This window comes from Leptospira selangorensis (genome assembly GCF_004769405.1).
Classification (GTDB): domain Bacteria; phylum Spirochaetota; class Leptospiria; order Leptospirales; family Leptospiraceae; genus Leptospira_B; species Leptospira_B selangorensis.
Genome location: NZ_RQES01000024.1, coordinates 40,193 through 66,866 on the forward strand (window position 1 = coordinate 40,193; position 26,674 = coordinate 66,866).

19 protein-coding genes are annotated in these 26,674 nt (G+C 40.0%); 10 read left to right on the plus strand and 9 right to left on the minus strand.

Going from position 1 to position 26,674, the window contains the following annotated elements; genetic code table 11:
- Nucleotides 1-169: 169 nt before the first annotated feature.
- The 7 genes from EHO58_RS18140 to EHO58_RS18170 all read left to right on the plus strand — a co-directional run bounded on the left by EHO58_RS18140 (nucleotide 170) and on the right by EHO58_RS18170 (nucleotide 13,166).
- A complete protein-coding gene (locus EHO58_RS18140; protein ID WP_135627395.1) occupies nucleotides 170-1,594 on the plus strand; it encodes a circularly permuted type 2 ATP-grasp protein in 1,425 nt (474 codons plus the stop codon).
- A gap of 84 nt (nucleotides 1,595-1,678) precedes the next feature.
- Complete coding sequence (locus tag EHO58_RS18145) at nucleotides 1,679-2,623, plus strand: alpha-E domain-containing protein (protein WP_135627394.1); 945 nt, start codon at nucleotides 1,679-1,681, stop codon at nucleotides 2,621-2,623.
- Between the two features lie 2 nt (nucleotides 2,624-2,625).
- Nucleotides 2,626-5,913, plus strand: a complete 3,288-nt coding sequence (locus EHO58_RS18150; RefSeq protein ID WP_135680861.1) for a transglutaminase family protein — start codon at nucleotides 2,626-2,628, stop codon at nucleotides 5,911-5,913.
- Nucleotides 5,914-6,023: 110 nt separating this feature from the next.
- Nucleotides 6,024-7,316 carry an imelysin family protein gene (locus EHO58_RS18155; protein ID WP_135680862.1) on the plus strand — a complete coding sequence of 431 codons (1,293 nt, stop codon included), beginning with the start codon at nucleotides 6,024-6,026 and terminating at the stop codon, nucleotides 7,314-7,316.
- Nucleotides 7,316-9,718, plus strand: a complete 2,403-nt coding sequence (locus tag EHO58_RS18160) for a TonB-dependent receptor family protein (protein ID WP_135680863.1) — start codon at nucleotides 7,316-7,318, stop codon at nucleotides 9,716-9,718. Before EHO58_RS18155 ends, EHO58_RS18160 begins: the two co-directional genes overlap by 1 nt.
- A 33-nt stretch (nucleotides 9,719-9,751) precedes the next feature.
- Nucleotides 9,752-12,268: a circularly permuted type 2 ATP-grasp protein gene (locus EHO58_RS18165; protein WP_135680864.1), complete on the plus strand. Its 2,517-nt coding sequence runs from the start codon at nucleotides 9,752-9,754 to the stop codon at nucleotides 12,266-12,268.
- Nucleotides 12,261-13,166, plus strand: a complete 906-nt coding sequence (locus EHO58_RS18170) for a transglutaminase family protein (RefSeq protein ID WP_135680865.1) — start codon at nucleotides 12,261-12,263, stop codon at nucleotides 13,164-13,166. Before EHO58_RS18165 ends, EHO58_RS18170 begins: the two co-directional genes overlap by 8 nt.
- 110 nt (nucleotides 13,167-13,276) lie before the next feature.
- On the opposite strand, the gene EHO58_RS18175 is transcribed toward EHO58_RS18170, so the two are convergent.
- Nucleotides 13,277-14,365 carry an acyl-CoA desaturase gene (locus EHO58_RS18175; RefSeq protein WP_135680866.1) on the minus strand — a complete coding sequence of 363 codons (1,089 nt, stop codon included), beginning with the start codon at nucleotides 14,363-14,365 and terminating at the stop codon, nucleotides 13,277-13,279.
- A 176-nt stretch (nucleotides 14,366-14,541) separates the two neighbouring features.
- Here EHO58_RS18175 and pyrE point away from each other — a divergent pair, with 176 nt between their 5' ends.
- Both pyrE and EHO58_RS18185 read left to right on the plus strand, forming a co-directional pair.
- Complete coding sequence (gene pyrE / locus EHO58_RS18180; RefSeq protein WP_135627387.1) at nucleotides 14,542-15,099, plus strand: orotate phosphoribosyltransferase; 558 nt, start codon at nucleotides 14,542-14,544, stop codon at nucleotides 15,097-15,099.
- Entirely contained in the window at nucleotides 15,099-15,818 is a 720-nt protein-coding gene (locus EHO58_RS18185; protein ID WP_135680867.1) for a hypothetical protein, read from the plus strand. The genes pyrE and EHO58_RS18185 overlap by 1 nt, the downstream gene beginning before the upstream one ends.
- On the opposite strand, the gene EHO58_RS18190 is transcribed toward EHO58_RS18185, so the two are convergent.
- The 6 genes from EHO58_RS18190 to EHO58_RS18215 form a co-directional block, all read right to left on the minus strand.
- Nucleotides 15,805-16,755 carry a hypothetical protein gene (locus tag EHO58_RS18190; RefSeq protein ID WP_135680868.1) on the minus strand — a complete coding sequence of 317 codons (951 nt, stop codon included), beginning with the start codon at nucleotides 16,753-16,755 and terminating at the stop codon, nucleotides 15,805-15,807. The genes EHO58_RS18185 and EHO58_RS18190 overlap by 14 nt on opposite strands.
- A 49-nt stretch (nucleotides 16,756-16,804) precedes the next feature.
- On the minus strand, nucleotides 16,805-19,312 hold the full coding sequence (locus EHO58_RS18195) for an ABC transporter permease (protein ID WP_135680869.1): 2,508 nt from the start codon (nucleotides 19,310-19,312) through the stop codon (nucleotides 16,805-16,807).
- Entirely contained in the window at nucleotides 19,309-20,016 is a 708-nt protein-coding gene (locus EHO58_RS18200; RefSeq protein ID WP_135680870.1) for an ABC transporter ATP-binding protein, read from the minus strand. The genes EHO58_RS18195 and EHO58_RS18200 overlap by 4 nt, the downstream gene beginning before the upstream one ends.
- 211 nt (nucleotides 20,017-20,227) lie before the next feature.
- Nucleotides 20,228-21,349 (minus strand): SpoIID/LytB domain-containing protein, encoded by a 1,122-nt coding sequence (locus tag EHO58_RS18205; protein ID WP_135627382.1) that lies wholly within the window; start codon nucleotides 21,347-21,349, stop codon nucleotides 20,228-20,230.
- 60 nt (nucleotides 21,350-21,409) lie between these two features.
- Complete coding sequence (locus EHO58_RS18210; protein WP_135680871.1) at nucleotides 21,410-22,753, minus strand: class I SAM-dependent RNA methyltransferase; 1,344 nt, start codon at nucleotides 22,751-22,753, stop codon at nucleotides 21,410-21,412.
- A gap of 3 nt (nucleotides 22,754-22,756) precedes the next feature.
- Complete coding sequence (locus EHO58_RS18215; RefSeq protein ID WP_100725275.1) at nucleotides 22,757-23,200, minus strand: hypothetical protein; 444 nt, start codon at nucleotides 23,198-23,200, stop codon at nucleotides 22,757-22,759.
- Between EHO58_RS18215 and EHO58_RS18220 the strand changes: the two genes are divergently transcribed.
- The gene (locus EHO58_RS18220) at nucleotides 23,199-23,738 is read left to right on the plus strand and encodes a hypothetical protein (RefSeq protein WP_135680872.1); all 540 of its coding nucleotides are present in this window, start codon (nucleotides 23,199-23,201) and stop codon (nucleotides 23,736-23,738) included. The two genes, EHO58_RS18215 and EHO58_RS18220, sit on opposite strands and share 2 nt — an antisense overlap.
- Here EHO58_RS18220 and EHO58_RS18225 read toward each other — a convergent pair.
- Both EHO58_RS18225 and EHO58_RS18230 read right to left on the minus strand, forming a co-directional pair.
- Nucleotides 23,735-24,607 carry an alpha/beta hydrolase gene (locus EHO58_RS18225; RefSeq protein ID WP_135680873.1) on the minus strand — a complete coding sequence of 291 codons (873 nt, stop codon included), beginning with the start codon at nucleotides 24,605-24,607 and terminating at the stop codon, nucleotides 23,735-23,737. The genes EHO58_RS18220 and EHO58_RS18225 overlap by 4 nt on opposite strands.
- Nucleotides 24,573-26,609, minus strand: coding sequence for an Lnb N-terminal periplasmic domain-containing protein (locus EHO58_RS18230; RefSeq protein WP_135680874.1), 2,037 nt, complete (start codon nucleotides 26,607-26,609; stop codon nucleotides 24,573-24,575). Before EHO58_RS18230 ends, EHO58_RS18225 begins: the two co-directional genes overlap by 35 nt.
- Nucleotides 26,610-26,674: the final 65 nt, after the last annotated feature.

The window sequence follows — 26,674 nt, forward strand, 5'->3', positions numbered from 1 at the left end:
CCCCGAAAAATCAGATTCCTTTCCCTACACTTAGATTAATATCTTAATAAAATGCTTAATATTTGAACATTGATAAATAATCGGTATAAAAAATAAGCGCGTAATTTAATTTCTGCTTGTTTATTGAGAGCGAAATTAGTCTCCTTCAGATAGATGGGAGGAGGATTCTATGCTCCTGACTAATTACCAAACGGATTCCTTTTACGACGAAATGTTCTCTGAAGAGGGAGGGATTCGCCAGAGTTATCATATCTTAAAATCCAGGATCGAAGGCATGGATGATAAGGAGCTTTTGAAGCGGAAGGCATCTGCTGAGAAGGCACTTCTTTCCTTGGGCATCACCTTTAATGTGTATGGGGATGAGGAAGAAGAGGAGAGGATCATGCCTTTCGATATCATTCCTCGGATCGTAACTTCTTTCGAATGGAAAAAAATGGAAGAAGGTCTCAAACAAAGGATCCGTGCATTAAATCTTTTCATCCAAGACATTTACGGAGATGAGAAGATCATCAAAGACGGAGTGATCCCTGCTGAGATCGTTTATAGTAGTTCCGGTTATTTAAAAGAATGTAAAGGGATCAAACCTCCTAAAGGAATTTGGATCCATATTACTGGAACGGATCTTGTGCGTGACGGTGACGGTCAGATGTTGGTCTTAGAGGATAATTTGCGTTGTCCTTCCGGCGTTTCTTACGTATTAGAAAATCGTGAAGTAATGAAAAAGACTTTTCCGGAACTTTTTGCAAGCCTGTCTGTTAGGCCTATTTATGATTATCCGATCAGGCTTCGTGGAATGTTGGAACATCTTTCCGACAAGCCGAATCCGAATATCGGAGTCTTAACTCCCGGTATCTATAACTCGGCATATTACGAACATAGTTTTCTTGCATCTCGTATGGGAGTTCCTTTGGTAGAAGGTACGGACCTTACGGTTAGAGATGATAAACTTTATATGAGAACCACCAAAGGTTTGAAACAGGTGGATGTTTTGTATAGAAGGATCGACGATACATTCATGGATCCTAAGGCTTTCCGTAAAGATTCCCTTTTGGGTGTTCCTGGTATTTTCGAGGTATTTAAAAAAGGAAATGTTGCACTTGCGAATGCTCCCGGCACCGGAGTAGCCGATGATAAGGTGATCTATTCTTATGTTCCTGATTTTATTAAGTATTATCTGGGAGAAGATCCGATTATTCCGAATGTTCCCACTTATCTATGTTCCAGGGAGAAGGACCTGAAATATGTTTGTGAGAATATCGGGAACCTGGTTGTAAAAGCGGCTAACGGAGCCGGTGGATATGGAATGATCATCGGCCCTGTTGCGAGTGAAAAAGAAAAAGAGGAATTCGTAGAAAAAGTAAAAGCCGATCCTCGAAATTATATAGCTCAACCTGTTTTGAGTTTATCCAGGATCCCGACGTTGATAGAGGATAAGTTGGAAGGAAGACATGTGGATCTAAGACCTTTTATCTTATATGGAGAAGAGATCTACGTTATGCCAGGTGGTTTAACTCGGGTCGCATTGAGAAGAGGTTCCTTGGTTGTGAATTCTTCCCAAGGTGGTGGCTCTAAAGATACTTGGGTGATGGGTTAATATCAAAAAAAGATCAAGAACTGGCAATCAGGGGAATATCCCAAGCGGAACCGAAAAACATCACAAAACTAGAGAGGTTTCCTAATGCTAAGCCGAGTCGCTGAATCCGTATACTGGATGAATCGTTATATGGAAAGGGCCGAGAATTATTCACGTTTTTTGGATGTGAATTTTCAACTTTCCTTAGATCTAAACGAGGACTCCAACAGACAATGGATGCCTTTGGTGTATACCACCGGAGACAATGAATTATTTTCCAGGAAGTATAATTCTCCAAGCAAAGAGAATGTGATCCATTTTATGAGTTTGGATACTGAAAATCCGAACTCTATCATGAATTGTTTGATTCGTGCCAGAGAAAATGCAAGGACCATCCGAGAAAATATTTCCACTCCGATGTGGGAAGTGATCAACGAATTCTATCTTACGATCAAATCCAAAAAGAAATTTGAAGAATCGGATATGCCCGGAATTGCAGAATTTTTCAAAGCGATCCGGAACCAATGTTTATTATTCTACGGTTGCCAAGAGGCCACCATATCTCATGACGAAGTTTGGCATTTTGCATTACTCGGGAGATTATTGGAAAGAGCAGATAAGACCACTCGTATCCTGGACATGAAATATTTTATACTTCTTCCTGCCAGAGAAGAAGTTGGATCCACATTGGACTTGATCCAATGGCTTTCTCTTCTGAAATCCGCAAGTGCTCATGAGATGTTTAACCGTTTTTATACAAGGATCACTCCTAAGAATATTGCTGAATTTCTTATCTTGGATAAAATTTTTCCAAGAGCGATACGTTCATGTTTGTCCAAGGCATTTGATAGTCTGAAAATTTTAAGCGGAAGCGAGAAGGACAGCTATGGAGATGAAACGGAAAAGAGGGTAGGTGTCCTTCTTTCCGAAATGAACTATGCCTCCATAGATGAGATTTTTTCTTCAGGTATGCATGAATATTTGGACCAATTGCAAGTGAGATTGAATGGGATCGCTGCTCAATTGGACGAAACCTATTTTAGGAATTGATCATGTCCTTACTCGTCTCCCTCACTCACGAAACTTCTTATGAATATGATAGACCTGTTGCATTATCGCCTCATATCATTCGATTGAGACCTGCTCCTCATTCTAGGACCAGAATTGTTTCTTATTCACTTCTCGTAGAACCTTCCGAACAATTTTTAAATTGGCAGCAGGATCCTTTCGGAAATTACCAAGCAAGATTGGTATTTCCTAAGAAGACCGAGAAATTAAAAATACTCGTGGATCTGGTGGCAGAAATCCAAGTCATCAATCCATTCGATTTTTTCTTAGAGCCTGATGCAGAAGAGACCCCATTTATTTATTCGGATGCTTTGAGAAAGGAACTTCTTCCTTACTTGAGTGCTACCGATGGGAGTAACGCACTCGCCAATTATATTTCAGGTTTAAGAAAAGACGGGATCTTAAAATCAAAACGTACCGTAGATTTTTTGGTTGGACTCAATCAAAGAGTATACCAGGACATTTCTTATGTAATCCGAATGGAACCAGGTGTGCAAACCTGCACGCAAACATTGGAAAGAAGATCCGGTTCTTGTAGGGACTCCGCATTTTTACTCGTTCAGATCTTAAGACATATCGGTCTTGCGTCCAGATTTGTTTCCGGATATTTGATCCAGCTGAAACCGGATGAGGTGTCTATTCATGGACCTTCCGGAGCGAAAGAGGATTTTACCGATCTACATGCCTGGGCGGAGGTGTTCCTACCAGGTGCAGGTTGGGTTGGTCTTGATCCTACTTCCGGTTTGTTTGCTGGAGAAGGTCATATTCCTTTAGCGGCTGTTCCAGAACCCGGAAGTGCTTCTCCAGTATTCGGATATTCGGATCCTGCCGAGTCCAAGTTCGGATTCAGGATGGAGGTCAAACGTTTCCAAGAATCTCCTAGAGTTACTAAACCTTATACGGATCTTACTTGGGATAGAGTTTTAAAACTAGGTAAAGATCTAGATACTAGATGCAAAAAAAATGATATTCGAGTTTCTATAGGAGGAGAGCCTACTTTTATTTCGGATACTTCCAGGCAGGATCCTGAGTGGAATACTCTCGCACTCGGAAAAGAAAAGTTAGAGTTAGGAGAAACTCTTCTCACAAAACTTCGTAAAAAGTTTTCACCCGGTTCTTTGGTCCAAGTTACTCAAGGAAAATGGTATCCTGGTGAACCTTTGCCTCGCTGGTCCTTGAATGTTTTTTGGAGAAAGGACGGAGAGTCTTTATGGAAAAACGAAGGATTACTATCTTCTTCCTCTGAAAAAGAAAATGAGGATTTAGATAAGGAATTAATATCATCCGAAAAATTCGGGGAAGAAGTTTGTAGGACTTTAGGAATTTCTCCCAAACATATAGTTCCTTTATATGAGGACGGTTTTTATTATTTATGGAAAGAAGGTCAACTTCCTGAATGGAAAGACCCTAAAAGTGAAGATTTTAACTCAGAAGATTTTTCATTCGAGGCCTTGGAAAGGAAGAAGGTCCTCTCACTCGTAGATAGAGATTTTAAACTTAAAAAAGCGATCGCTATTCCATTACAATTTAATTATGCGAAATCCGAATGGGAAAGTTCCGAGTGGAAATATAAAAGGGAAAGATTATATCTAATCCCTGGAGATAGCCCTGCAGGTTTCAGGCTTCCTTTTTCTTCTATTTCCGAAAATTTCAGACCGAATGCAGTACTTACGGATCTATCTAAGAGCAAAAAATTAAGCTCTCGGAAAGATCTGGATTCAATTTTAGAAAAAAGATCTTCTAAAGAACCTAAGTTTTTTTCAGCTGGAAAAGATCTCCCTATCAGAACTACTTTAGTCATCGAACCGAGACTTGGCTCTATCCATGTGTTTTTACCTCCGGTAGAAGGTTTGGAGCCTTGGTTGGATCTGATCTCCTCTTTGGAATTTGCGGCTGCAAAATCAGGAATACAGATCGTATTAGAAGGTTATGAACCTCCTTCGGATGCGAGGCTCGGCCTATTTCGGATAACTCCGGACCCTGGTGTCTTAGAAGTAAATTTACATCCTTCTTCTAATTTTAAAGAACTGGAAGAAAAGACCCGTATCTTATACGAAGAAGCAAAGGAACTAGGCTTAAGTGCGGAAAAATTCCTAATAGATGGAAGACATACCGGAACAGGAGGTGGAAACCATATCACTGTAGGTGCCATGTCTCCGGAAGACAGTCCATTTTTAAGAAGACCGGACCTTCTACGCAGTTTAGTAAGTTATTGGCAGCATCATCCTTCTCTTTCTTATCTTTTTTCGGGTTTGTTTATAGGCCCAACTTCTCAGGCTCCTCGTTTAGATGAGGGCAGAGACGAAATATTATACGAATATGAATTAGCTTCTTCTCAATTAGATAAAATTAAAGAACCAAATCCATGGTTGGTAGACCGCCTTTTTCGGAATCTACTTGTGGATCTAACTGGGAATACTCATAGAGCCGAAATTTCTATAGATAAACTTTATCCTCCTATGGGTTCTCGATTGGGTCTTGTGGAGCTGAGAGGATTCGAAATGCCTCCTCATTATAAGATGAGTGTGGTACAACAACTTTTAGTTTTATCTTTGATTTGTAGATTTTGGGAAAAACCTTATGTAAAATCTCCGATCCATTGGGGAACAGAACTGCATGATCGGTTTCTTCTTCCTCATTTTGTTTGGACCGATTTTAAAGATGTTCTGAAAGATCTGAAAGAGCACGGGTTTACATTTGGAGAAGAGGAGTTTCTTCCATTTTTCGAATTTCGTTTTCCTGTATATGGCAAGACCCAAAGAGAAGAAGTATTCTTGGAACTTAGAATGGCCTTAGAACCTTGGAATGTCTTAGGAGAAGAGTCTTCTTCTTTCGGAACTTCAAGATCTGTGGATTCTGCATTAGAAAGATTGCAAGTAAAGGTAGAAGGTTGGAGTGATCGTTATCTTCTTAGTTGTAATGGTTACGAAGTTCCACTTCGAGGCACTGGCAGAAAGGGAGAAGCAGTTTCCGGAATTAGATTCAAGGCTTGGAATCCAGTATTTACCTTACATCCGAATCTTCCGGTTCATACTCCTTTGGTGTTTGATGTTTGGGATACTTGGTCTTCTCGTCCTTTAGGCGGTTGTCGTTATTATGTTTCTCATCCTGGTGGAAGAGCTTACGATACATTCCCGGTGAATTCGTATGAGGCTGAGTCTCGTAGGATCTCCAGATTTTTAGCGGATGGTCATTCAGCATTAGATGGTTCCGAGCCTAAACGATTGAAACATACAAATGGTTATACGATGGACCTTCGTTGGATTGAATAATTAGTATTTATCAAACTAAGTTTGTGAGAACAAATCTCAAAAACAGTTGCAACCAGTTCTAGAAAAATAATTCTGATTCTCAAGATAAAGAGCCCAGTTTCGAGGGAACTATGCGACAAAACAATTCTGTTAGAAGCGGACGATTCGGCAGGTTTTTCCGGATTAAAAAGCCGATCCTTACCGCTTGGATCATTCTAAGTATCTTATTACTTTCTATTTTTATTTCTTGTTCTCATAAAAACTCCGCCTCAGGTGCTGCGAATACGAATGGATATCTCTACCAGATGTTCAATTCGTTCGATCCTAGATCCCTTTTACAGAATTTAGGAAATAATATAATTCCTCCTCTTTTTGCGAATTTAGAAACGAGCAGATCCGCGCTTGTAACTGCAACGAACACATTTGCGTCGACTTCTTGTTCGAGTGGAAATCTGAATGCAGCGCAAGCGGCATGGATTGCCCATATCAGAGATCTTAAAAAAGTGGAACCTTTTAGATTTGGAACTACTCTTTCTTCTTTTTCAAAAATGGATCCTTTCCTGATCGATTATCTTGCGGAGGCTCCGCCAAGTTCAGGTGATTTGGATGACTTGGATGCTTTTGATCCTTCCGGAGATTTTTTGGATGCTCAAACGTATATAGTCGGATTTGATAATGATGCCAAAGGAATCGGCGCGATAGAATATCTTCTTTTTAGCCGAGCGGGTGCGAATCGTGGAACTGCTCCCACCTGTTCCGATTTTACAAATGCTCCTAACGGAAGGTCCGCTCTTCTTAGAGCTTTAGTAGCTAATTACAGTGTGCATGCGAAGAATGTTACTGATGCATGGAAAGTGAGTGGAACAAATCCTTTGGGTACACAGCTCGCAACTGCAGGTGATGGAACATCTGCTACATTTCCGACTTCAGGCTCCGCATTAGATGCAGTTTTTACTGGAGCTGTCCAACTACTAACTATCATGAAAGATGGGAAATTGGAAATTCCTGCAGGACTTTCCGGAGGAGGGAATGGTTCTTCTCCTAATACGGATCGTGCAGAGTTCAGATTTTCAGGCCAATCTTTCCAGAGTTTGATTGATAATTTAAGTACTTTTAAAGCGATTTATACAGGCAATGGAACGGGTGTAGGACTTAAGGATTATGTAAAATTCTATAGCCCTACTTTGGCTGGAGAAATAGACGCCGAGATTGCGGAATTGGAAATACATTTAGGAAATATTACTCCTTCAGTTTCACCTTCCGATCCTTCTACCGCGTGGGGAAGTTCCAATACTGCGAATTTTACCGCGATCAAATCGAGTATAACCGACTTAAGTGAATTATTAAAAATTCTGAATACTGAACTCGCTGCTCTTACAGGTTCGAGTCCGATTTCAGGCGGACCAGGAGGGGACGGAGATTGATGTTCCAAAAACGATTCCGTTCTTCTCTTATTTTAAGTATTTTATTTTTTTCTAATTCTTTTCTCTTCTCCCAGCCAAACGGAGCCTCTTCCGAAAACGAGCAAGAAGATGTTTCTAAAAAGGAAACTTCCAAACAAGAGGAAACTCTTGCGGAAAAGAAAAGAAGATTTTTAGAAAGCGGTCAGATCAATGTGATCGGTGCCAAGGATGAAGATATTAAAAAGATCCCCGGTTCTGCGAATGTGATCGGTAAAAAGATCTTAAAAGAAACAAATCCAATCGATTCTATGGAAGCTCTTCGCAGGGTTCCAGGTGCCACAATTCGTTATCAAGATGCAGTGGGTCTTACTCCGAATATCGCATTCAGGGGTGTGAGTAACGAAGAATCTAGGAAAACTTTGATCTTAGAAGATGGTGTTTTCACTTCTTTAAGTCCTTACGGACAACCTGAAAGTTATTTTGTGCCTCATATAGATAGAATGGAAAGAGTAGAGGTCGTAAAAGGTTCAGGCTCTATTCTTTTTGGACCAACCACTCTTGGCGGTATTGTCAACTATGTGACTAGGAAACCTCCTGAAAAACCTACGTTTAGTGCGAAGGTAATCGGAGGAATGAACGGTTATGCTTCCAGTCTGATGCAGTATGGAGGGACCAACCAAACTACGAATACCGGTTATGATATTTCTTATATGCATAACCAAGGAAACGGTTTTAGGGATTACCAAGGTTTTAGAGTAAACGATCTGAACCTGAAGTTGATCCAGAAGCTAGGGGAGAAGGATTCAGTTTTTCTAAAATACCAGTCTTATCAACAAGAGGCGCAATCTACTTATTTGGGATTGACCCAAGGTTTGTATTGGAAAAACCCAAAGATCAATCCTGCCAGATACGACCAAAAGTCCATTGATAGACAGGCTGCGGTGATCGGTCATGATCATACTTTTAATGAAAATTGGAAGATGATCACAAGGGCTTATTGGACCAATGTAGGCTTTTTATTTCGCCAAGAATCTTATTCTCATAATAATCTGACTGAATTTGGTTTTCCTGCAAGACCTCCTGAGAATGCTTTTGGTGTTTATGCTCCGGATGTAATCGGTAACCAGCCGGGAGATGTGATTTATATGTTAAATTCCACTCCGAACAGACATTCTTTCTTTAAGACCGGAGGCCTGGAAACTAAGGTAGAAGGTAAATTTAATACGTTCGGCTTTGATCATGAGATCGCTTTCGGTGCGAGAATGCATTATGAATCGGTAAACGCTGCGAATAATGTATTTCCTTATCCTACTCTTACAAAAGGTATTACAACCCAACAACAGAATCGTAATGCAAGAGCATATGCGCTTTATGTTCAAGATTCAATTAAGTTGACGGATAAGTTCAAGGTAATCCCAGGAGTTCGTTATGAACATATCTTCCAAGGAGTATATACTCATAGAAGACTTGCGACTGCGGACGATGTTAACAAGGGATATGCGAATTCTGTAGGGCAGTCGATGTTGGTAAATGATGCGAATGAAACTTATACAAAAGTAGTTCTACCTGGGATCGGTCTTACTTTTGATATTACTGAGAAGTTTATTTGGTTTGCGGGTGCACATACTGCATTCTCTCCTCCCACATTCTCCACCGTTCAAAACCCTGCATTAGGTTTAGGTTATAAACTCAGCGCAGAAAGATCCAATAATTACGAGACAGGTTTTAGGGGAAATATTACCCGATACTTCTACACTCAGGTCAGTACATACGCATTATACTTTTCGAATCAAATCGTAAATACGAATGAAGCAGGTTCCGGACTCGGAGCGGTTCCGATCAACGCAGGAAGATCCGTGAACAGAGGTGTGGAAAGTAATTTTGTTTTCGACTTCGGAAAATTTGCGGAATCCAGATGGGAAATTCCTTTGGAATTCACTTATTCATATACGAAAGCAATTTCTACCACTTACGTTCCTGTAGGCACAATACAAAATGCCGATGGTACTGTGAGTATCACAAACCAACCTTTATACGCGGTGAATTCCGCCGGAAACCTGATCAAGGTAAACACAAACGGAAATTATCTGCCTTACGTTCCTATGAATGTTTTTATAGGCGCGATCGGAGTTAAAAGCCCGTCCGGATTTTATGCGAGAGTGGAATACCAGTATTTCGATAAACAGTATTCCGATTTGCAGAATACCAAAAACCAAAGTACAGACGGAAGCCAAGGTGTTGTTCCTGCATATGGAATTTGGAATGCCGACTTTGGATACGAGGCTCCAGGCGGAAGATGGTCCATTTTCGTGAACGGAAAAAATTTGGAGGATAGAGTGTATATCTCGGGAAGACTTCCTATAGGGATCCAACAAGGACCATACAGACAAATCAATATCGGGGCTACTTTAAAGCTGGATTAAAATCGGACGGGAGATGAAAATGTCTCTCGGAAGATGAATCAGAGAACTTCCCAAGCAGCAAATCTTCTCTCCGGATATAAACCTGCGCAAGGAGTCTATGACGAGCTATGCCTCCCTGACGGGAAGTCCAGGGATAAATACGAATTTTTACTTCGTTCTTTAAATAATCTTGGCGGAGCCGAATTAAGAAGGCGCAAAGAAGATAGTCTCCGTATCTTAAAAGAAAGCGGAGTAACTTATAATGTTTACGGGGACGAGAGAGAAAGGGCCTGGGGACTGGATCTTTTTCCTCTTCTCATGGACAGCAAAGAATGGGATGGGATCGAAAGAGGTCTCTCTCAAAGATCCGAACTACTTAACGAAATTCTAAAAGACGTTTACGGTCCTAAAAGGTCTTTATACGAAAAAAAGATCCCTCACGAAGTGTTATTCCAGTCCGGCGGATTTTTAAGAGCCTGCGCTCCGGTTTATGATTTTACGAATTTCCGTTTAGCATTCTTAGCAACGGATATCAGCAGGGATAGCCAGGGAAATTTTTATGTGATAGGAGATCGTATTCAGGCGCCTTCCGGTTCCGGATATGCTCTTGAAAATCGGATCGTTCTCTCTCGTATTTTTCCTTCTCTTTACCGAGACTCTCAGGTTCATAGAGTCGCTCTATACTTCAGAGCATTAAGAAGAACATTAAATTCATTTTCTTCTAATAAAGATAGAGAACCCCTTACTATTCTTCTTACTCCCGGACCAGGCAATGAAACTTATTTCGAGCATGCCTATCTTGCGGGATATCTGGGATATATTTTAGCCCAAGCAGAGGACTTGACCGTTAGAGATAATAAGGTCTTTCTAAAAACGATAGAAGGCCTACAACAAGTAGATGTGATCTTTCGTCGGGTGGACGATTGGTACATGGATCCTCTTGAATTAAAGGGAGATTCTCTTTTAGGAGTTCCGGGTATCTTGGGCGCTGTGAGAGCTGGCACGGTAACTGTTGCAAATCCTATAGGTTCCGGATTTTTAGAAAATCGAGCAATTCACACATATCTTCCTAGTTTATGTAAATTTTATTTGGGCGAGGATCTGATCCTTCCGAACGTTCCAACTCTTTGGATGGGGGACGAAAATTCACGCAAAGAAGTATTCTCTAATCCTCATAAATATACGATCAAGCCGGCAATTCGCTCTCCTTTAGATCCTTCCGTATTTCTTTCTACTTTGAAAGAAAATGAAATGTTAGAGTTAAGAGCCAAGGTGGAAACAAGGCCGGAACGTTATGTTGCACAGGAAATACTCGCAGGTTCCACATCTCCTATTTTTTCAGGAGATTCGGAAGAGCTTCTAATCGGTAAGTCGGTCTTAAGAACTTTTACCTGTCTTTCTGAAAACGGATATACCTGTATGCCTGGAGGACTCGTGAGGGTTTCTCCTAAGCAGGATGAACTTATCATTACCAACCAAAGAGGAGCTATTTCCAAAGATCTTTGGATCTTAGCTTCTGAAGAGAAGAAGGAATTCAGTCTTCTCCCCGGCCAGATAGGAAGGATGCCTATCAAAAGAAAAGGTTCAGGTATTCCGAGTAGGGTCGCTGATAATATGTTCTGGATGGGACGTTATGCGGAACGTGCAGAAAATATGTCCAGACTTCTCAGAGAGACCGTGCACAAAATATTAGAAGCGGAAGAGTCCTACGAGAAGGAACAATTCTCTATATTACTTGGGATCTTGGATCAACTTTCAGGATACAGCCTAGGATTTTTCGAAACAAATGGATTAGATTCGTTGGATTCTATCCGGGAGAAGATATTCCAATTAGCGACTTCTCCTTATTCTTCCGGAAGTATCCGCCACGATCTGAATTTTTTTGTGGGAAGTACAAAGGCGGTTCGAGATAGGATCTCAGACGATACACGTTATTTGATCTCCAGATTAGAATCGGAAGCTCCTCGAAATTCAAGTTATGACGAAGTCTTGGAATACCTACAAAAATTGGTGAATCTGTTTGCTTCTCTCTCCGGTCTTGCGAATGAGAGTATGAGCCGTGAGACCGGATACTTCTTCCTGGACATGGGAAAAAGATTAGAGAGAGCGCAATTCATAGCTAGGCTCTTGCTCTCCACAATCGAAAGAACTTCCGTATATAATAAAAGTATGTTCGAAAGTCTTTTGAACGTGAACGATATTCGGATTACTTACAGAAGACGTTATAAATATAGAGTAGAAGCTGAATCAGTCGTGGATATTCTCATCTTCGACGAAAGTAATCCTCGCTCGCTTGCTTTCCAATTAGAAAGATTAAGGGAGAATACTTTATTCTCTTCTTCCGGAAAAGACGAAGAAATTTCGGAAGAGATCCAAAGGCTCACCGATGTTTTAGTTCGATTCAGTGAAGAAGATGCAAAACGACTTTTTGAATATGCGGATCCCGCCGGAGGGCTTCGTAGATGGTTGGAAGATATTCTCTCGCAATTAAAATCCGTTTCCGATGCGGTCGCCACCAAATACTTCCGCTATGTGGAAAACCAAGTTAGATTGGGAGGACCTTATGGCTGAATATTCGGTTCGTCACCTGACCCATTATACTTACGAAAAAGAAGTTTCTCATTGTTTGAATCTGGCTCATCTTTGTCCTACATCTAACGAAAGACAAATTTGTAGAGAGTTCAGGATAGAAATTTTTCCTAAACCTAAATATACTGAATTCAGAACGGATTATTTCGGAAATACAGTATATTCTTTCGCAGTGGAAACTCCTCATAATATTCTTTCTGTTACTGCGGAAGCAAAAGTTTTCACTTCTGAACCGGAGAGAAAAAAGGATCAGACTGAGATCTCTACCTCCGAAATATTAAAAAAACTGAAAACGGTTACGGAAAAAGAAGATCTGGAAGCAATGGAATTCGTAGGAGATTCTTCTTTTGTGACTCGTTCCCTTTCTTATAAGAACTTTTTAGAAAAATATCTGCCAATGGATCGTCCATATCTGGAATCCGTTTTGGAATATGTAAAAAGATTCAGAGAAGATTTTAAGTTCAAGGCTGGAAGCACAAATATCTACACACCTTTGGACGAGGTCCTTGAAAAAAAAGAAGGAGTCTGTCAGGACTTCACTCATCTTTCCTTGGCTGCATTTCGCTCTATGGGTTTGCCTTGCAAATATGTTTCAGGTTATATAGAAACATATCCTCCTCCTGGAAAACCTAAGTTAAGAGGAAGTGATGCAACTCATGCTTGGATTTCCGTTTATTGTCCCGGTCAAGGTTGGTTCGACTTTGATCCTACAAATGGGAAAGCGATCACAGACGAATACATTCATACTTCTGTGGGAAGGGACTTTTCGGATGTTTCTCCTTTGAAAGGAATCCTATTCGGTGGCGGGAAACATAAATTGAAGGTAGAAGTGGATGTTTCTCAGTTAGGGGACCCTAACTCGATTGGAAATCATATTTAAAGTTTTCAGTAATTTGAGATTTGCGATGTAGGAGTTCCAACAGCCGGATGGCGGTGGAATGAAAAAGGCCCTCCCGAAGGAGGGCAATGGATCAGGTACTGGGAATAATATCAGACCGGCGCAAGATCTCCAGAAACGAATCTTTTCCAAGTGTTCAATGCCACTTTGTATTCTGACTCAGCTTCTTTAACTGCTTTTTTGCCTGCTTCTTCTTTCACAGATTTCAAATTGATCATTCTGGCTTGGCTTTCCTGAACGGAATTACGCAAAGCTTCTAATCTTTCTTCAAATCCTTGGTTTAAGGTTTGAGATTTAGATTCTAATTTTTCACGTAGAGCCTTCTCTTCCATTACCATTTTTTTACGCAGGATCTGTTCTTCGGAGATAGTCTTTCTATCACTTGCTAAACCGAAAAATGCGAAAGTATTGATCAACCATTTGGTAGGATCGTAATCGAACCAACGGATACCGTTTCTGTAATCTGCTTGGAACTCATGGTGGAAGTTATGATATCCTTCTCCGAATGTAAACAATGCGATAAGCCAATTATCCTTAGCAGTATGTTTATCGGAGAAAGGTTGATCTCCTTTATAATGAGCCAAAGAATTAATGAAGAATGTCATGTGGTGATTCACAGCAATTCTTAAAGAACCTGCAAGTAACAATCCACCTAAAGCATCTCCCCAAAAAGCACAAAGAAGAGTAGGGAACAAAAATCCCATGAAGATAGCGATCGGATAATAATGATCGTCTTGGAATTTTACCCATTTGTCTTCGTAAAGATCGTTCACGTTAACTGGAGTTCTATGATCTCTATTCTCGAATAACCAAAGAATATGAGCATACCAGAATCCTTTTGTGATCGCATAAGGATCTTCTTCCTTATCTACGAATCTGTGGTGGATCCTATGATCAGAACTCCATTCAATCACTGATTGTTGGAACGCAGCCGCTCCGAAAAGAATATAAAAAAGTTTTACCGGCAAAGACGCTTTATAAGCTCGATGCGAAAACAGACGGTGGTATCCCCCGGTGATCGCAAGCCCGGTTGCTGCGGTCATAAATAGATACACAAGCCATGTGTTTAATGGAATACCTCTGGTAAATAATAAGGCACCCGTCCCGATGACCCCGATGATCGGAGTCGCTATTAAGAAGATTGTGGTCTTCAACGCTAATTTCTTTTTCGTTTGTTCCATGTCGGTTTTTCCCGTCTTGGTTTTTCTGATAAGAGCGGAATCGGGCACCCAGGTTGCGAAAAAATTCGGAAATTTAGAATTTTTCCCCCAAGCTGTAATCCGGCTCAAAAATCTGTTTTTTCCTGGGGAGTTCCTACCATCATGGAATTCCGGGCGATGCCCGAGGGAGATCCGCTTTGAGGGAAGAATTATTTCAACTCATTCAAACCCACGCCTATCGTTTCCGAGAGGAACCGTTCACCCTGGCCAGTGGTAGAAAATCCAGGCATTATTTCAATTGTAAGGAAATCACTCTCCATCCCCAAAGATTAGAATTACTTTGTAAGTATATTGTGGAAAAACATCTCCCGGAATCCGGTCTGGACGGGGAAGAGGCATTCGGTGGTCTCACAATGGGGGCGGATCCTATCTGTTTTGGGATTTCTTTAGAATATAGAAAACATTCCAAGAACGTATTTCCATTGATCGTGAGAAAACAAGCCAAGGACCATGGCACCAAAAATTTGGTAGAAGGTGGAGTAAATGCGGTCAAATCCTGTGTGGTCGTGGATGACGTGATCACTACTGGAGGTTCTACCTTGCAAGCAATCAAAAGTTTGAGAGACGCCGGATTGGAAGTCACTGCCTGTATCTGTATTTTGGATAGAGAAGAAGGCGGAAGAAAAGCGATAGAAGAAGAAGGGATCAAAGTTTTCCCTTTATTTAAAAAATCAGAATTCGGAAGTTTAGACTAATGTCCGTATTCAATTATGATTCTCCGGTTTTCAAAAAAAAGTTACTGGTCCGCACAGGACTTGTGCTTTCAGTTTTCGTAATATTCATAGGTGTCAGTTTTGTTCAGGTAGAATTGGACAAAAGATCCGCATTTCTTTCCATGTATTTGCTCTTGAGCGGGGTTCTGATACTTCTACTTTTAAAAAATTACAGAAGACAGTTAAAAGTATTAGAAGGTGCTAAGGTAGAATTGGACTCTTCTTCTTTAAAACAATGGAACGCGAAAGGCCAATGTATGGAGTTCGAATTCCTTGATCTGGAAAGTATCGAGAAGGATAGATTTCGCGGTTACGAAAGAATTATACTCATCTCCAAACAAGGAACTTATATCCCGATCTTAAATCTGGAAAATATGGATCAGTTCTTAAGCGAGCTGGAGAAGAAGTCCGGTAAAAAGGCGAAAATTTTCGAAGAAGATACAAAAGTACTAAGCTGGAAAACTCTAATCGCGTTTTTACCTTCTCTAGGAGCTGCAATCGCTTTCGGAAGCGGATACTGGAGAGAAAAACAAGACGCACTCTTTATAGTATTCGTGGCGAATGCACTTTTATTCCTGATCTATTTTCCTAAAGATAGAATGGACACCGGGTATTCCGCGAGAAGGCGTTATATCTATATATTAGTGGTTCTTTTGATCGTTTTAGTCGCTCGATATTTCGAGTGGATTAACTTTGGATAGATCCTGAATTGGTGATACCTTTCAGGATATTCATTTTTTTCTGAGCGAGTCTTCTTAACTCGGTCATCTCTTCCGTAAAATTTTGTAAGATGGGATCCAGATGTATATGGTTCTCCATGGTCTGGACACTATCTCTTACATATTTTAGATCATCAAAATTAACTAACTTTCCACCCAGTATAAGTTTCCGCACAGTATCGAATTCATATTTTCTCAAATGGATACGAATTAAAAACTCAGCGGAAAATTTAGAAGTAAGTCTGGACCAAGGACTTTTTGGATTAAAAGAAACTTCATTTGACGCAACTGCATCGGCCGCTCTTTTAAAACCTAAAGGAGAACCTCCTCCTCCGCCCAAAGAAGTGATCTCGTAATCCGGAATGTCTCTTGCAACTGCAACAGGAGTCCCATTTCTTTCCAATAACTCGGATAATAAATTCCTACGTCTATTATCATCGTAATCATTTGGGGCAGAGGTCAGAACTCTTTGGTATTCTTCCAACATCACTGCGATATTGATAAACCTTCCCAAAGGAGTATTATTATGTTCTTTTATCTTAGGAAATAACTCTCTAGTGATCTGGAAGGGAGATTTTCTTTTGTAATAGGTGGACTCGTAGGCCTTCTCCAATTTTTTTTCCGCAAAACCTTTCAGTTCGTTCACGATCTTTAGGTCGGCGTAAATATAAGCGTCCACTCCCTGGTCTTGGTCCCTGGAACTTTTGGACTGTTCCGGAAGAACGATCTTGATGATAAAAATATACTTAGCTTCCCGGAGCATTTCCAGGACTTGGCGGATCTCATGCATGTCCCTGGAAAAGAATGCGATCATATCTTTCAAAAAAGAATCGGAAGAAGGGATCCGATTGTCTTCTTGCTGGTTGATCTTTTTGATCTCTTCCGCAAGTTCCAGGGCGATTTCCAGCTGAGTAGCCATTGAAGGAATAAGATACTTCCGGGCTAGTTAGGAATCAAGATAGTTTTCCTCATTCCGGACTGAGCTGGAAGCTCATTTTTCTCAATAAACGCAAAGGGTATACCGCGGAAATCCAGCCCAAGATAGGTGCAAAAATTAAAATTAGAATCGGGGTTTCCGGCAAAAAGGAGAAGGTGAGTGTCCAGCCGAACGCGTTCTTATTCACTACATAAAGAATAATGGGAGACATTATGAGAGAAGAGATGATCCCGAAGAATGCTCCGAATCCGGTCAGATAAACAGACTCGGTTTTCAGAATAATCCCAAGCTGGTCCTGGGAGGCGCCTAAATATTTGAGAAGTCCCAAGATCCTGCGCTTATCGTATAATGTGTGAACCAGAGAAGAAAGTAGAGAAATAACGGAGATCAGAATTGCAGTTGCTTTGAGAGAATCTAAAACTCTGAATACTTTATTGATCTCATACAGATAAATTTCCCTAAGTTGAGCGGAATCGAGTAGGATCAAGTCTTTGTATTCAGGATCGGACTTCAGAAAATCCATAATTTTCTTTTTAGAATATTCTATTCCGGAAACATCTGAGTATTCTTTTTTTAAGAAAAGTTTAATAGAGTTCAAAGTTTTAAATTCGAAATTTTTTTCATAGGAACGTACATCCATCATCACTGTTCCCTTTTCGGAGAAAAAATGTTCTTTGATTCCTTTGATATGAAAATTCTTTTTGCCGAAAGGAGTTTGAGCGACCAGAATATCTCCCACTTTCAGCTTTTTCAGATGGGCCATATTGGAAGAAATTAAAACATCCGTTTCTTCTTTGACTTCATTTTCTATTCTTTCCGGTTTGTCCCGATATACTGAAAAATCATACGCGTGAATGATAAAATTTCCTTTATCGGTATCGAAGGAAGTATTCACTAAAAATCCGTCCAGATAAGAACTTAGGCCCAATTCTCTGATCTTTTCAGGAAGATCTTTAGGAACTCCACCGTGGATCCCGGAATGGAAAAATCGATCATTGATGATCGTAAAATCGGAAGGATATTCCGAATCCACCCAGTCGTTCAGGGATTTTTTGTAACTATCGGTAAGAATTGTCAAACATAGGACGAGTGAAACCGCAAGCATCACGGTTGCCGCAGTTAAAGTATTCCTTCCCGGATTTTCTTTTAATTCTTCCAAACCAATTCTGAAAAAAGGAAAACTTTTATCACTTCTATCCAGGATTTTAGAAACACCGGAACTGAATAAGGAAAGTAAATATGGAAAAGCGAATGTGATCCCGATTGTCACACCACCCACACCCAATAGACCGGGAAGAGGAAGTTTCCAAGGAGAGGGAAGATTAGAAATTCCTAAAGAAGCAAAAAATATGATCCCACCATAGATCGCAAGTCTTGAGTTCGGGATTTTTCTTTTTTCTTTTTCGGAATCTCTAAGTATAGAAAGGGGCGGGACCTTTCCCGCACGTATCGCAGGATATACCGAAGAAATGACTGAACCCAAGATCCCAAGTCCCGCAGCCAGACCTAAATCAGAAAGAGAAATGGAACTATAGGTAGATAATAAGTTTTTATCCACAAGGCCCGATTCGGGACGGAAAAAATCTAAACCGGAAAAGAATATACCGAATACAATCCCTAAAACGGTTCCTATACTTCCTAGCAGAACTGATTGGCTTAAAAAAAGAAAAATAGAAGATTTTACATCTAATCCTAATGTTCTTAAAATCCCCAGTTCTCTTTCTCTACTCAAATACAAACCTGTCATAGTATTAGAAACCATGAAGAATGCGATCAATAAGGATATAAAAGAAATGATCAGAAGATTTAACTGAAAAGAACGAAGTGCATTTGCGGACTTTTCTTGTATCTCTTCAGAAGTTTCTATTTTGGCATTTGATCCTAAAATCCTTTGTAAACTTTCCTTTGTTTGAGAAAGGTCCGATCCGGAAGATTTTAGAAGAAGATAGTCCGCTCCGTTTATACTATCTAACTTTTCTTGGATCAAAGAAATATCTTCAATGATCAGAAAACCACCTTCCATATCTACCGAGATATAATCCTTAAACTCCCAGTTTTTTCCATTGAGCAAAAGGGAGAAAGGCCGGCCTTTGAATTTTTCAGCCAGTGATTTGGATACATACGTTTTTTCTAATGGACCGGAAGATTCTGAACCTGTGTCTTCCTTCAAAGGGATTCCCAAATATTCTTTGGTCAAATCCATCCCCATATACAAAACTCTTAGATTATCAGAGGAAATTCCTTCCTGTTGTATTCTGGGTCTGACTGCAGAAATATTTCTTAGATCTGGATGAGACTGTATTTTAGAAAGGATCTCCCATTCTAAACTTTGTCCTGGCCTACTCGGAGAAATTTTTAGATTAAAATCCCCCTTTAAATATCCCATGGAAAAATCTATTAGAGACCTTTCCGCCTTGTTTGCATTACTTGTAGTGGATAAAAAAAGGCCCACACCCAAGGAAATTCCTAAAAGTGCGAATATGAATCTGGGAAGATGAGTTTTAAAATATTCGTATAGGAATAGGAAGTATAAATTCATGCTAGACCTAAAGCAGGATTTTGTTCCGGTAAGATGAGCCCATCCTTCATCTTAAGTCGGACTTTTCCTTTTTCTCCGATCTCTCTATCATGAGTTACTATGAATAAGGAAAACTTTTCCTTCTCTTGTAGTTCTAAAAGAAGTTCTAAAATTTTATGAGCGTGGTATGTATCTAAATTTCCTGTAGGTTCATCCGCCAAAACGATACTTGGACGTTTTGCAAGCGCTCTTGCGATCGCAACTCTCTGTTGTTCTCCACCGGAAAGTTCATCCGGTTTATGTTTGAATCTGTGAGTGAGATCAACCTTCTCTAATGCTTCTTTAGCAATCTCTCTTGCCTTTGATTTTCCCAAACCTGAAATATAAAGAGGCAAGGCCACGTTTTCTAAAGCGCTTAAATAAGGAAGAAGATGAAAGAATTGAAAGATGATCCCAGTTTCGTTCCTACGATATTCAGTGAGTTCTTGTTCAGTAAAATTGCTTAGGTTCTTACCGCCGATCCAAACTTCTCCCGAATCCGCTTGGTCAATCCCGGAGAGAATATTCAAAAATGTGGATTTGCCCGAACCGGAAGGACCCATCAAGGTTAGAAAAGTATCTGCAACCTCTAGGTTGATCCCTTTTAGGACTGGAACGTTTTGTTTTCCATTTATATAGGACTTGGTTAGATTTCGGATTAAGATCTTGTTTGTCGGATTCGACATGATCCTATTTTGCATTCTCTAGGAGGGGACGCAAGGAAAAGAAGGGTGTAAGAGATGCAAAGCCACGGAGAGGGAAGTGTGGGTTTGTTAAAAAATATAATAGTTATATAGATTTAAAATAAGTTTGGAGACAAAGTAGTCTCCGGAGAACCCCTCTGCGTCTCCGCGACTCTGCATGACCAAATCTTTGAGTCTTTTTAAACTCTGCGACTTACCTAGTAATCCTAGCGAATTCAATTCCTTGGTAATAATGACGGATGATTTCTGCGTAGGTAAAATTCTGCTTCGCCATACCGAAACTTCCCCATTGGCTTAAGCCCACTCCGTGGCCCGCGCCCATACCCTTGATCAAAAATCCTTCACTTTCTCTTTTGATACCGAAACGAAGGGATTTTACGGAAGTTCCAAGTAAACTGCGGAATTCTTTTCCTTTAATTTTAGAAGTTCCTTGTTTACCAATTACTTCTAAAAGATCCACTCTACCGGAAGGAGTTCTGGAAAGAACTTGGACGGATTGGATAGAACCTACACCTAAAGAAGAAAGAGTTTGGTCCATTTTATCTTGGTTTAAAATTTCCTTCCAAACGAAATTATCACCGGCTTCATCGAATCTGGAGGCGACGGATTCTAAGTAAGGAAGTCTTTTTCCACCCCAAACTTGGTCCGGAGTTTCCGTTCTTCCTCCACTATTGGAATGAAAGAACATATGGATAGGATCATCTTCATAAACTGCAAGAACACCTTCCGTATCACGAACTGCTTGTGTGGTTCTTGGATTTTCTTTCGCCATACCGGAGTAAGCTTGTGAATTTACAGTGGATTCCACATCGTAAGCGGTATCTTTTTTATTTAAGATCTCTCTGATTGCGTAAGTTCTGGAACAGATCGCTTGCGCTTTTAAAGCTTCGGTTGGCCAGCCGGCAGGAACTTCAGAAGGAACAACAGAATACAAATATTCTTCTAACGAAACTCTGTTGATGAGTAGAACGTTTCCATTCTTATCAGGCTGGAGTAAAATTTCTCCCCTGAACTTTCTTCCTTTATATTCTAAACCGGGATTGTCCGCTACGAAACGGATTGGAGCTTTCAATTTTTTAGCATCCAAAGAAATCATATCATATGCACGTTTGATCAGAAGATCATTCACATCATATACGAAAATTACTCCATCCGCTTTGATCATCAGATCGGATTCGGCCTTTCCTAAGAAAACTCTGATCTTTTCGGAAGTTTTGAGAGCATTCGGAGCATTCCAAGGACGGATGATGACGGTATTACAGCCCCAAACCGCCAAAATTAAGAATGATAGAATGATAATAGAAAGTCGTTTCATGGGCACCTGTCGGTTTCGTATACCTTTGGTACTTACTATCGAAAAAAAATCGGATTCCCTTCAGCGATTTTTAGGGGAGAAGATGGATACTGCTTCCAAATGAGGAGTCTGTGGGAATGGATCGCAGAGTAGGAACTCCTCCATTTGGTAGGATTCTTCTAAAATGCGGGCGTCTCTTAAGAGATTTTCAGGATTACAGGAAATATAGATCAGCTGAGAAACAGGGTTAGAATTTAAGAAGGCGCATAATTCGGGAGAAAGACCGCTTCTGGGAGGATCTGCTATCACCACGGAATCCTTCCAAGGAAGATTCGCGGAGTTCATTTTCTCCAGGCCTTTTTTGTGGAATAGGTCAAATGCAAGAAATTCTATCTTTTTGTCCGGAAATACTTCCTGAAGGAACTCCTCGCCTGCTGATACGGAAGAAGATACAATATCGATCCCCAGGATACGAGAGAATTTTTCTCCGAATAGAATGGAGAAAAATCCACTTCCGCAGAAAAGGTCCGCAAGATTTTCCGCGGGTTTGATCTTAGATTTAATAAATTCTAAAATTTTAATGAACTCTCTAGGGTTCGGTTGGAAGAACCCATCAAAAGGGATTTTGAATTTTTTACCCCAAATCTCCTCTATTAGATAAACATTTCCTCTGATAGCAATCGCTTCTCCCGAGGCGGAAATTTCCCCTTTTTTGCGGTTAAAACAGAAGACTATATTTTTAGCGCCCAAAATCTCTTTCGCTTTTTCAGCCACCTGATTCATAAGATCTTCATTCTTGAAATCTTCCGTGAATGTTAGGATACTCATTGAGTCATCATTGAAAACAGATTTGCGAAGAGTGAAATATTTAAGATAACCTGTTTCTTTTTTGCGATCGTATTCTAATTCAGGAAAACATTCCAAAAGTTTTTGGAATAATGGCATTTCAGAATTTGCCCAGTCCGATTGGATAGAACAGTTCCCTATTGGAACAATCCTTCTGAAATTTCCCGACATTCTTAATCCGACGACTCGCCCGGGAAAAACCGCAAAGTCCATACGGTTTCGATAAGAGTAAGAAGACTCAGCAGGAGATGTACCTTTATTAATCGGATTGAAATTTTCTAATCCTTTTAAGATCGGTTCGGATGTTAATTTAAATTGGTCAGGGTAGGGCAGATGTTGACCGGAACAACCGCCACATTCTCCAAAACTAGGGCATTGAGGAGAAGAAGTTCTTTTTTCTAAATGAGTAGGATTCCATTTATAGAAAACTTTTCTTTTCCCGAATTTGTATACTTCGTATACGTCTCCCGGAAGAGAATAAGGGATTTCTATTTTTCTTTTTCCTAATGTACCTTCTCCTCTTAGATTGGGTAGAAGGTTTTCAATTTCTAAAACTCCGAAAGGTTCCTGATCAAACATGAATTAAGGACGAATGTCTATATTCTCCAAGCCTTGGTTGGTAAATATCTCTTCGTATTTGCTGATATAAGGAGCTTCTTTTTCGATCCTTTCTTCGATTGCCATAGAAGCCACACCGGTTTCTCCATACTCTTGGAGAAAATCTCTTCTTGCCATTCTATGGATCAGTTCATCCCAGAATAATTCATTATCGTAATCCGAGATGATATCGAATATATCGGTTTGGTCTTCGAATTTGCGAGTGGGGAAGTAGACATTATCCGCTGCATCGTAGTCCACGAATTCCTGCTTCCCAAAATCTTTTGCAAAGGAAAGTATGTATTGCTCGAGTTCTGCGTAGGAATTTAATTCCTCGTCACCTTCATTAAAAGCATTGATCATCCAACTGGAGATCGCGGTGGATTTTAGTAAGGTTTCGTACTGCTCGGGTGTGAACTCAATTTTCATGAAAAATCCTCGAATTAAGGTCAATTTTAACCGGAGAGCCCAAGGAGCTACCAGATTTTTTCAAGGTATCATCCACTTTAGAACCTTCTTACTTTCGATTTGTCTGGTTTCAGGCTTAACTTTTTGCGCAAGCACTCAAAGGTTCGACCAACTTAAAAAAGTACAAGAAGACAAAGCCCTCTTATATGTGCTTAGACCACAGAGACAGGCGCAGTCTTTTTTCTCCTTTTCTATAGAATTATATAAATATCCGGGAGCTTTTAAAGAAGGCGGTCGCAGTTTATTCCGAAACTTCGGATTGGATTCGGGAGAATATAAAACCTTGGAATTATCTCCGGGAGTTTATTCGCTGAAATGTAGAGACTTCGAAAAAGTATTTTTTGCAAAAGAAGGTAAGATTACCTTCTTATCAATCGATCTTTATAATACCGGGAACTTCTCCTTGCCTGAACTATTCATCCAAGAATCCAATCAAGAAGACGCGTTAAGATCCTTATTAGAAGGTAAAAGAATGTATTGGATCCCTAAAGAAAACTAAGGAGTCCAATGAGAGATCAGTTCTTCCAGAAATTTTAGGAAATTTTTTGCCCCTTTAGACCTTCCCATTTCCATCCAATCTAAGTGACCTCCACCTTTGATTTCCCAGAAAATTTTAGGATCTTTTGCTTTTTTAAAAAGTTCCATCCCATTCGGATACGAAACGATCTGGTCTTCCGTTCCATGAACTACCAAAAGTTTTACCGGAGAAATTTGATCCGCTACTTCTCCAGGACTTAAATGATCAGAGAAGAAGAGCCCAACTAACTGTCCTATCGGAAAGAAAAACACCCTCTCTGCTACTGTTTTAGCGACATGAGAATAGTATGCGAAAGTACCATCACCTACTACAAGTATAAGCCCTTCCTTGTTTTGCATTTCTCCTACCGACCTTATTGCGAGTGCTCCCCCCATACTTTGTCCGTAAACGATCCAAGGAATTCCAAGTTCTTTCGCTCTATTCTGTTGGAATTTTAGGATTTCTTTAGAATCTTCTAATATAGGTTCCTTCTCCGCTTCTCCTTCGGAATCTCCGTAACCTCTATAATCCCAGATCACTAATTCATAACCTTTTTCAACCAACCAAACAAGGCTGATATAGTGGCTGGACATGTTATCCCCATTTCCATGGAACTGAAGGATGCTCGCTTTAGCTTTTACTTTGGAAGGTTTGAAGATCCAAATCTTGATATTTGTTCCGTCCTTCATTTGGAGAGAAATTTTTTCAGGTTGGAATCCCATTTTTTCAGGAGGGATATACATTTCTCTCGTAGGGTAAAATAACATGGAGGAACAGTTGCCCAAGAGCAAGAAAAGAAGAATGGAAAGAATATATTTAAAATTGATACACATAGGAGAAGCTGGCTTCATTATAATTCCTTTGGGCTTTTGCCTCTAATCTCAATTCATGATTGGCATGGATCGCATAACGAAATCCTAATTGTGCCTTATAATCGTCCGGGATTCCGTAGATCGAAAAAGTATAATAATGTAAAGAGAGCACCGCTTTGAAAGAATCAAAGTTAGCGATCCAATATGCGGCGATCTGAGGAGCTACAACCGCATTCGTATCGTATTTTCCGTTATATCTTACTTTTGCTCCTGCCTGCGCGGAGAATAAAAAACGTTTTGGTCCTTCTGAAAATTGATCCTGAAAACTATAACCTAAGGTTGTTTCTATATTTGCATTTGTGACTCTTTCATATTTTTCAGATTTAGAAATATCATCCAATCTATAAAGTGTATACGATAAATCTTCAGGACGAAGGATTGCCTGCCATTCCAAAAGTTTTCTATCTTCTTGGTTCCCTTTGTTTTTATACACGGAAGAATCGGCTCCAGAATCCACAAAATAAGAAATAGAACGACCCAATGAATTATAAGGAGTTAAAGAAAGAAGTCGGATAAGATGAAATTCTTCCAGATGAAGTTTTTTAGAATCCTGGTAATACCTTGCCTTGAAGGAAAAATAATCCACGGAAGAATTCGGAATATAACCTTGGTCAGTATTCAAAAGATCATGGACTGCGGCCCTATAACCGAAACCTACAAAATTCCCTAAGCTAGACGTTCCAAACTCGTTATATAATGCGGAACTTCCATGGCCTACATGAGGGCTTTGTGTGATGGGGGAATATCCGGAATCCTCATAGTCGGTCGGAAGTTTACTCCTAAACAAAAGTAATTGTTTGTAAGTTTGGTCCCATTCTTTAGGAGAATCTCCTTCCGCTTTTTTATAACGAAAAGAATCCAAGATTGTATCCGAAAGAAAAGAAGTCCTGATCTTTGGATCAGGTTCCTTGTTTGTTAAAAAAGAGATATTTCCGTTTTTCATTACGTTTTCGTAAATATCTCTTTCGTCCTCGTTCATCTTCCTGAGCTTTTGTATAATTTTACTATGTAGAGAAGGTCTGTATTTGATATCTTTTACAAGACCTTCCTGTTCTATATATTTTTTAACGGTGTCTCCCGGTATCACAAAAGGAGCCTTATCTCTGAGATGAAGACTTGGTCTTGCTACTTCTATTAAAGAAAATAGATGGTAAGAGCAGTTCTCATCTAAAAAATAATAATCGAATGTGGCAGCTCCCAATTCCCAGAGATGCCTTGTCATTCTTCTAACTTCTTCCTCTTTTAGATCCAGTTCGTATTCCCAAAGATCTCTACTTTCAATATCATTATATTCCGCTATTTTAACATAATATGGATATAAGGAGAATGTTCCCGGATATCCACCGAATAAACCTAAAATGGAATATACGATCGCGTTCGTAGATTCCGGATCTGCATTTGCAGCATAATTCACGGAATATTCTAAAATTTCCTTTCGATGGGGATCTCCTGAATCTATTTTTAATAGAGTATGACCAAAGATAGAAGCAGGAGCATTCATATAATAAGAAGCGAATATGATCTTTGCACCCTTAGGATTCAAAGTTGCGAACCATTTTTCGAACCTTCCACAATCCACTTTTGCAAAGTCTGAATCCGGGATAGAAAGTTTTTCTTGGATCCATCTTTTCCTTTCGGGAAATTTACATACCGGATGCATCCAGTTTTCTTCGCCAGGAGGAGCGGATGTCTCAGTCATAAATGTTTGGATAGAATGGAGTAGCTCTTCTTCCGGATTTTTTCGTCCTTCTCCGGAAAGAAAAAAAGAAGAAGAGTCCGCCTCGCTTACCCAGTTCCCGAATGTGGTTTTAGTATAATGTAATAGGAGGATCCAGTATCTATCTTCCCAAAGTTTTTTGGTCCGGGTCAATTTTTGGTATTCCTGGATCTTTTCAGTGTCTGTCGCATGAGCGGAGCTAAAAGTCCCGAAGATAGAATATAGAATGAATATTATAAAAAGAGAATAGGACTTAACTGGCACTTATAGTTATAGATTGAAAGGAATATTCCCTTCTCCTTTCGGAGAAGGGAATTGGACCTTGTTTA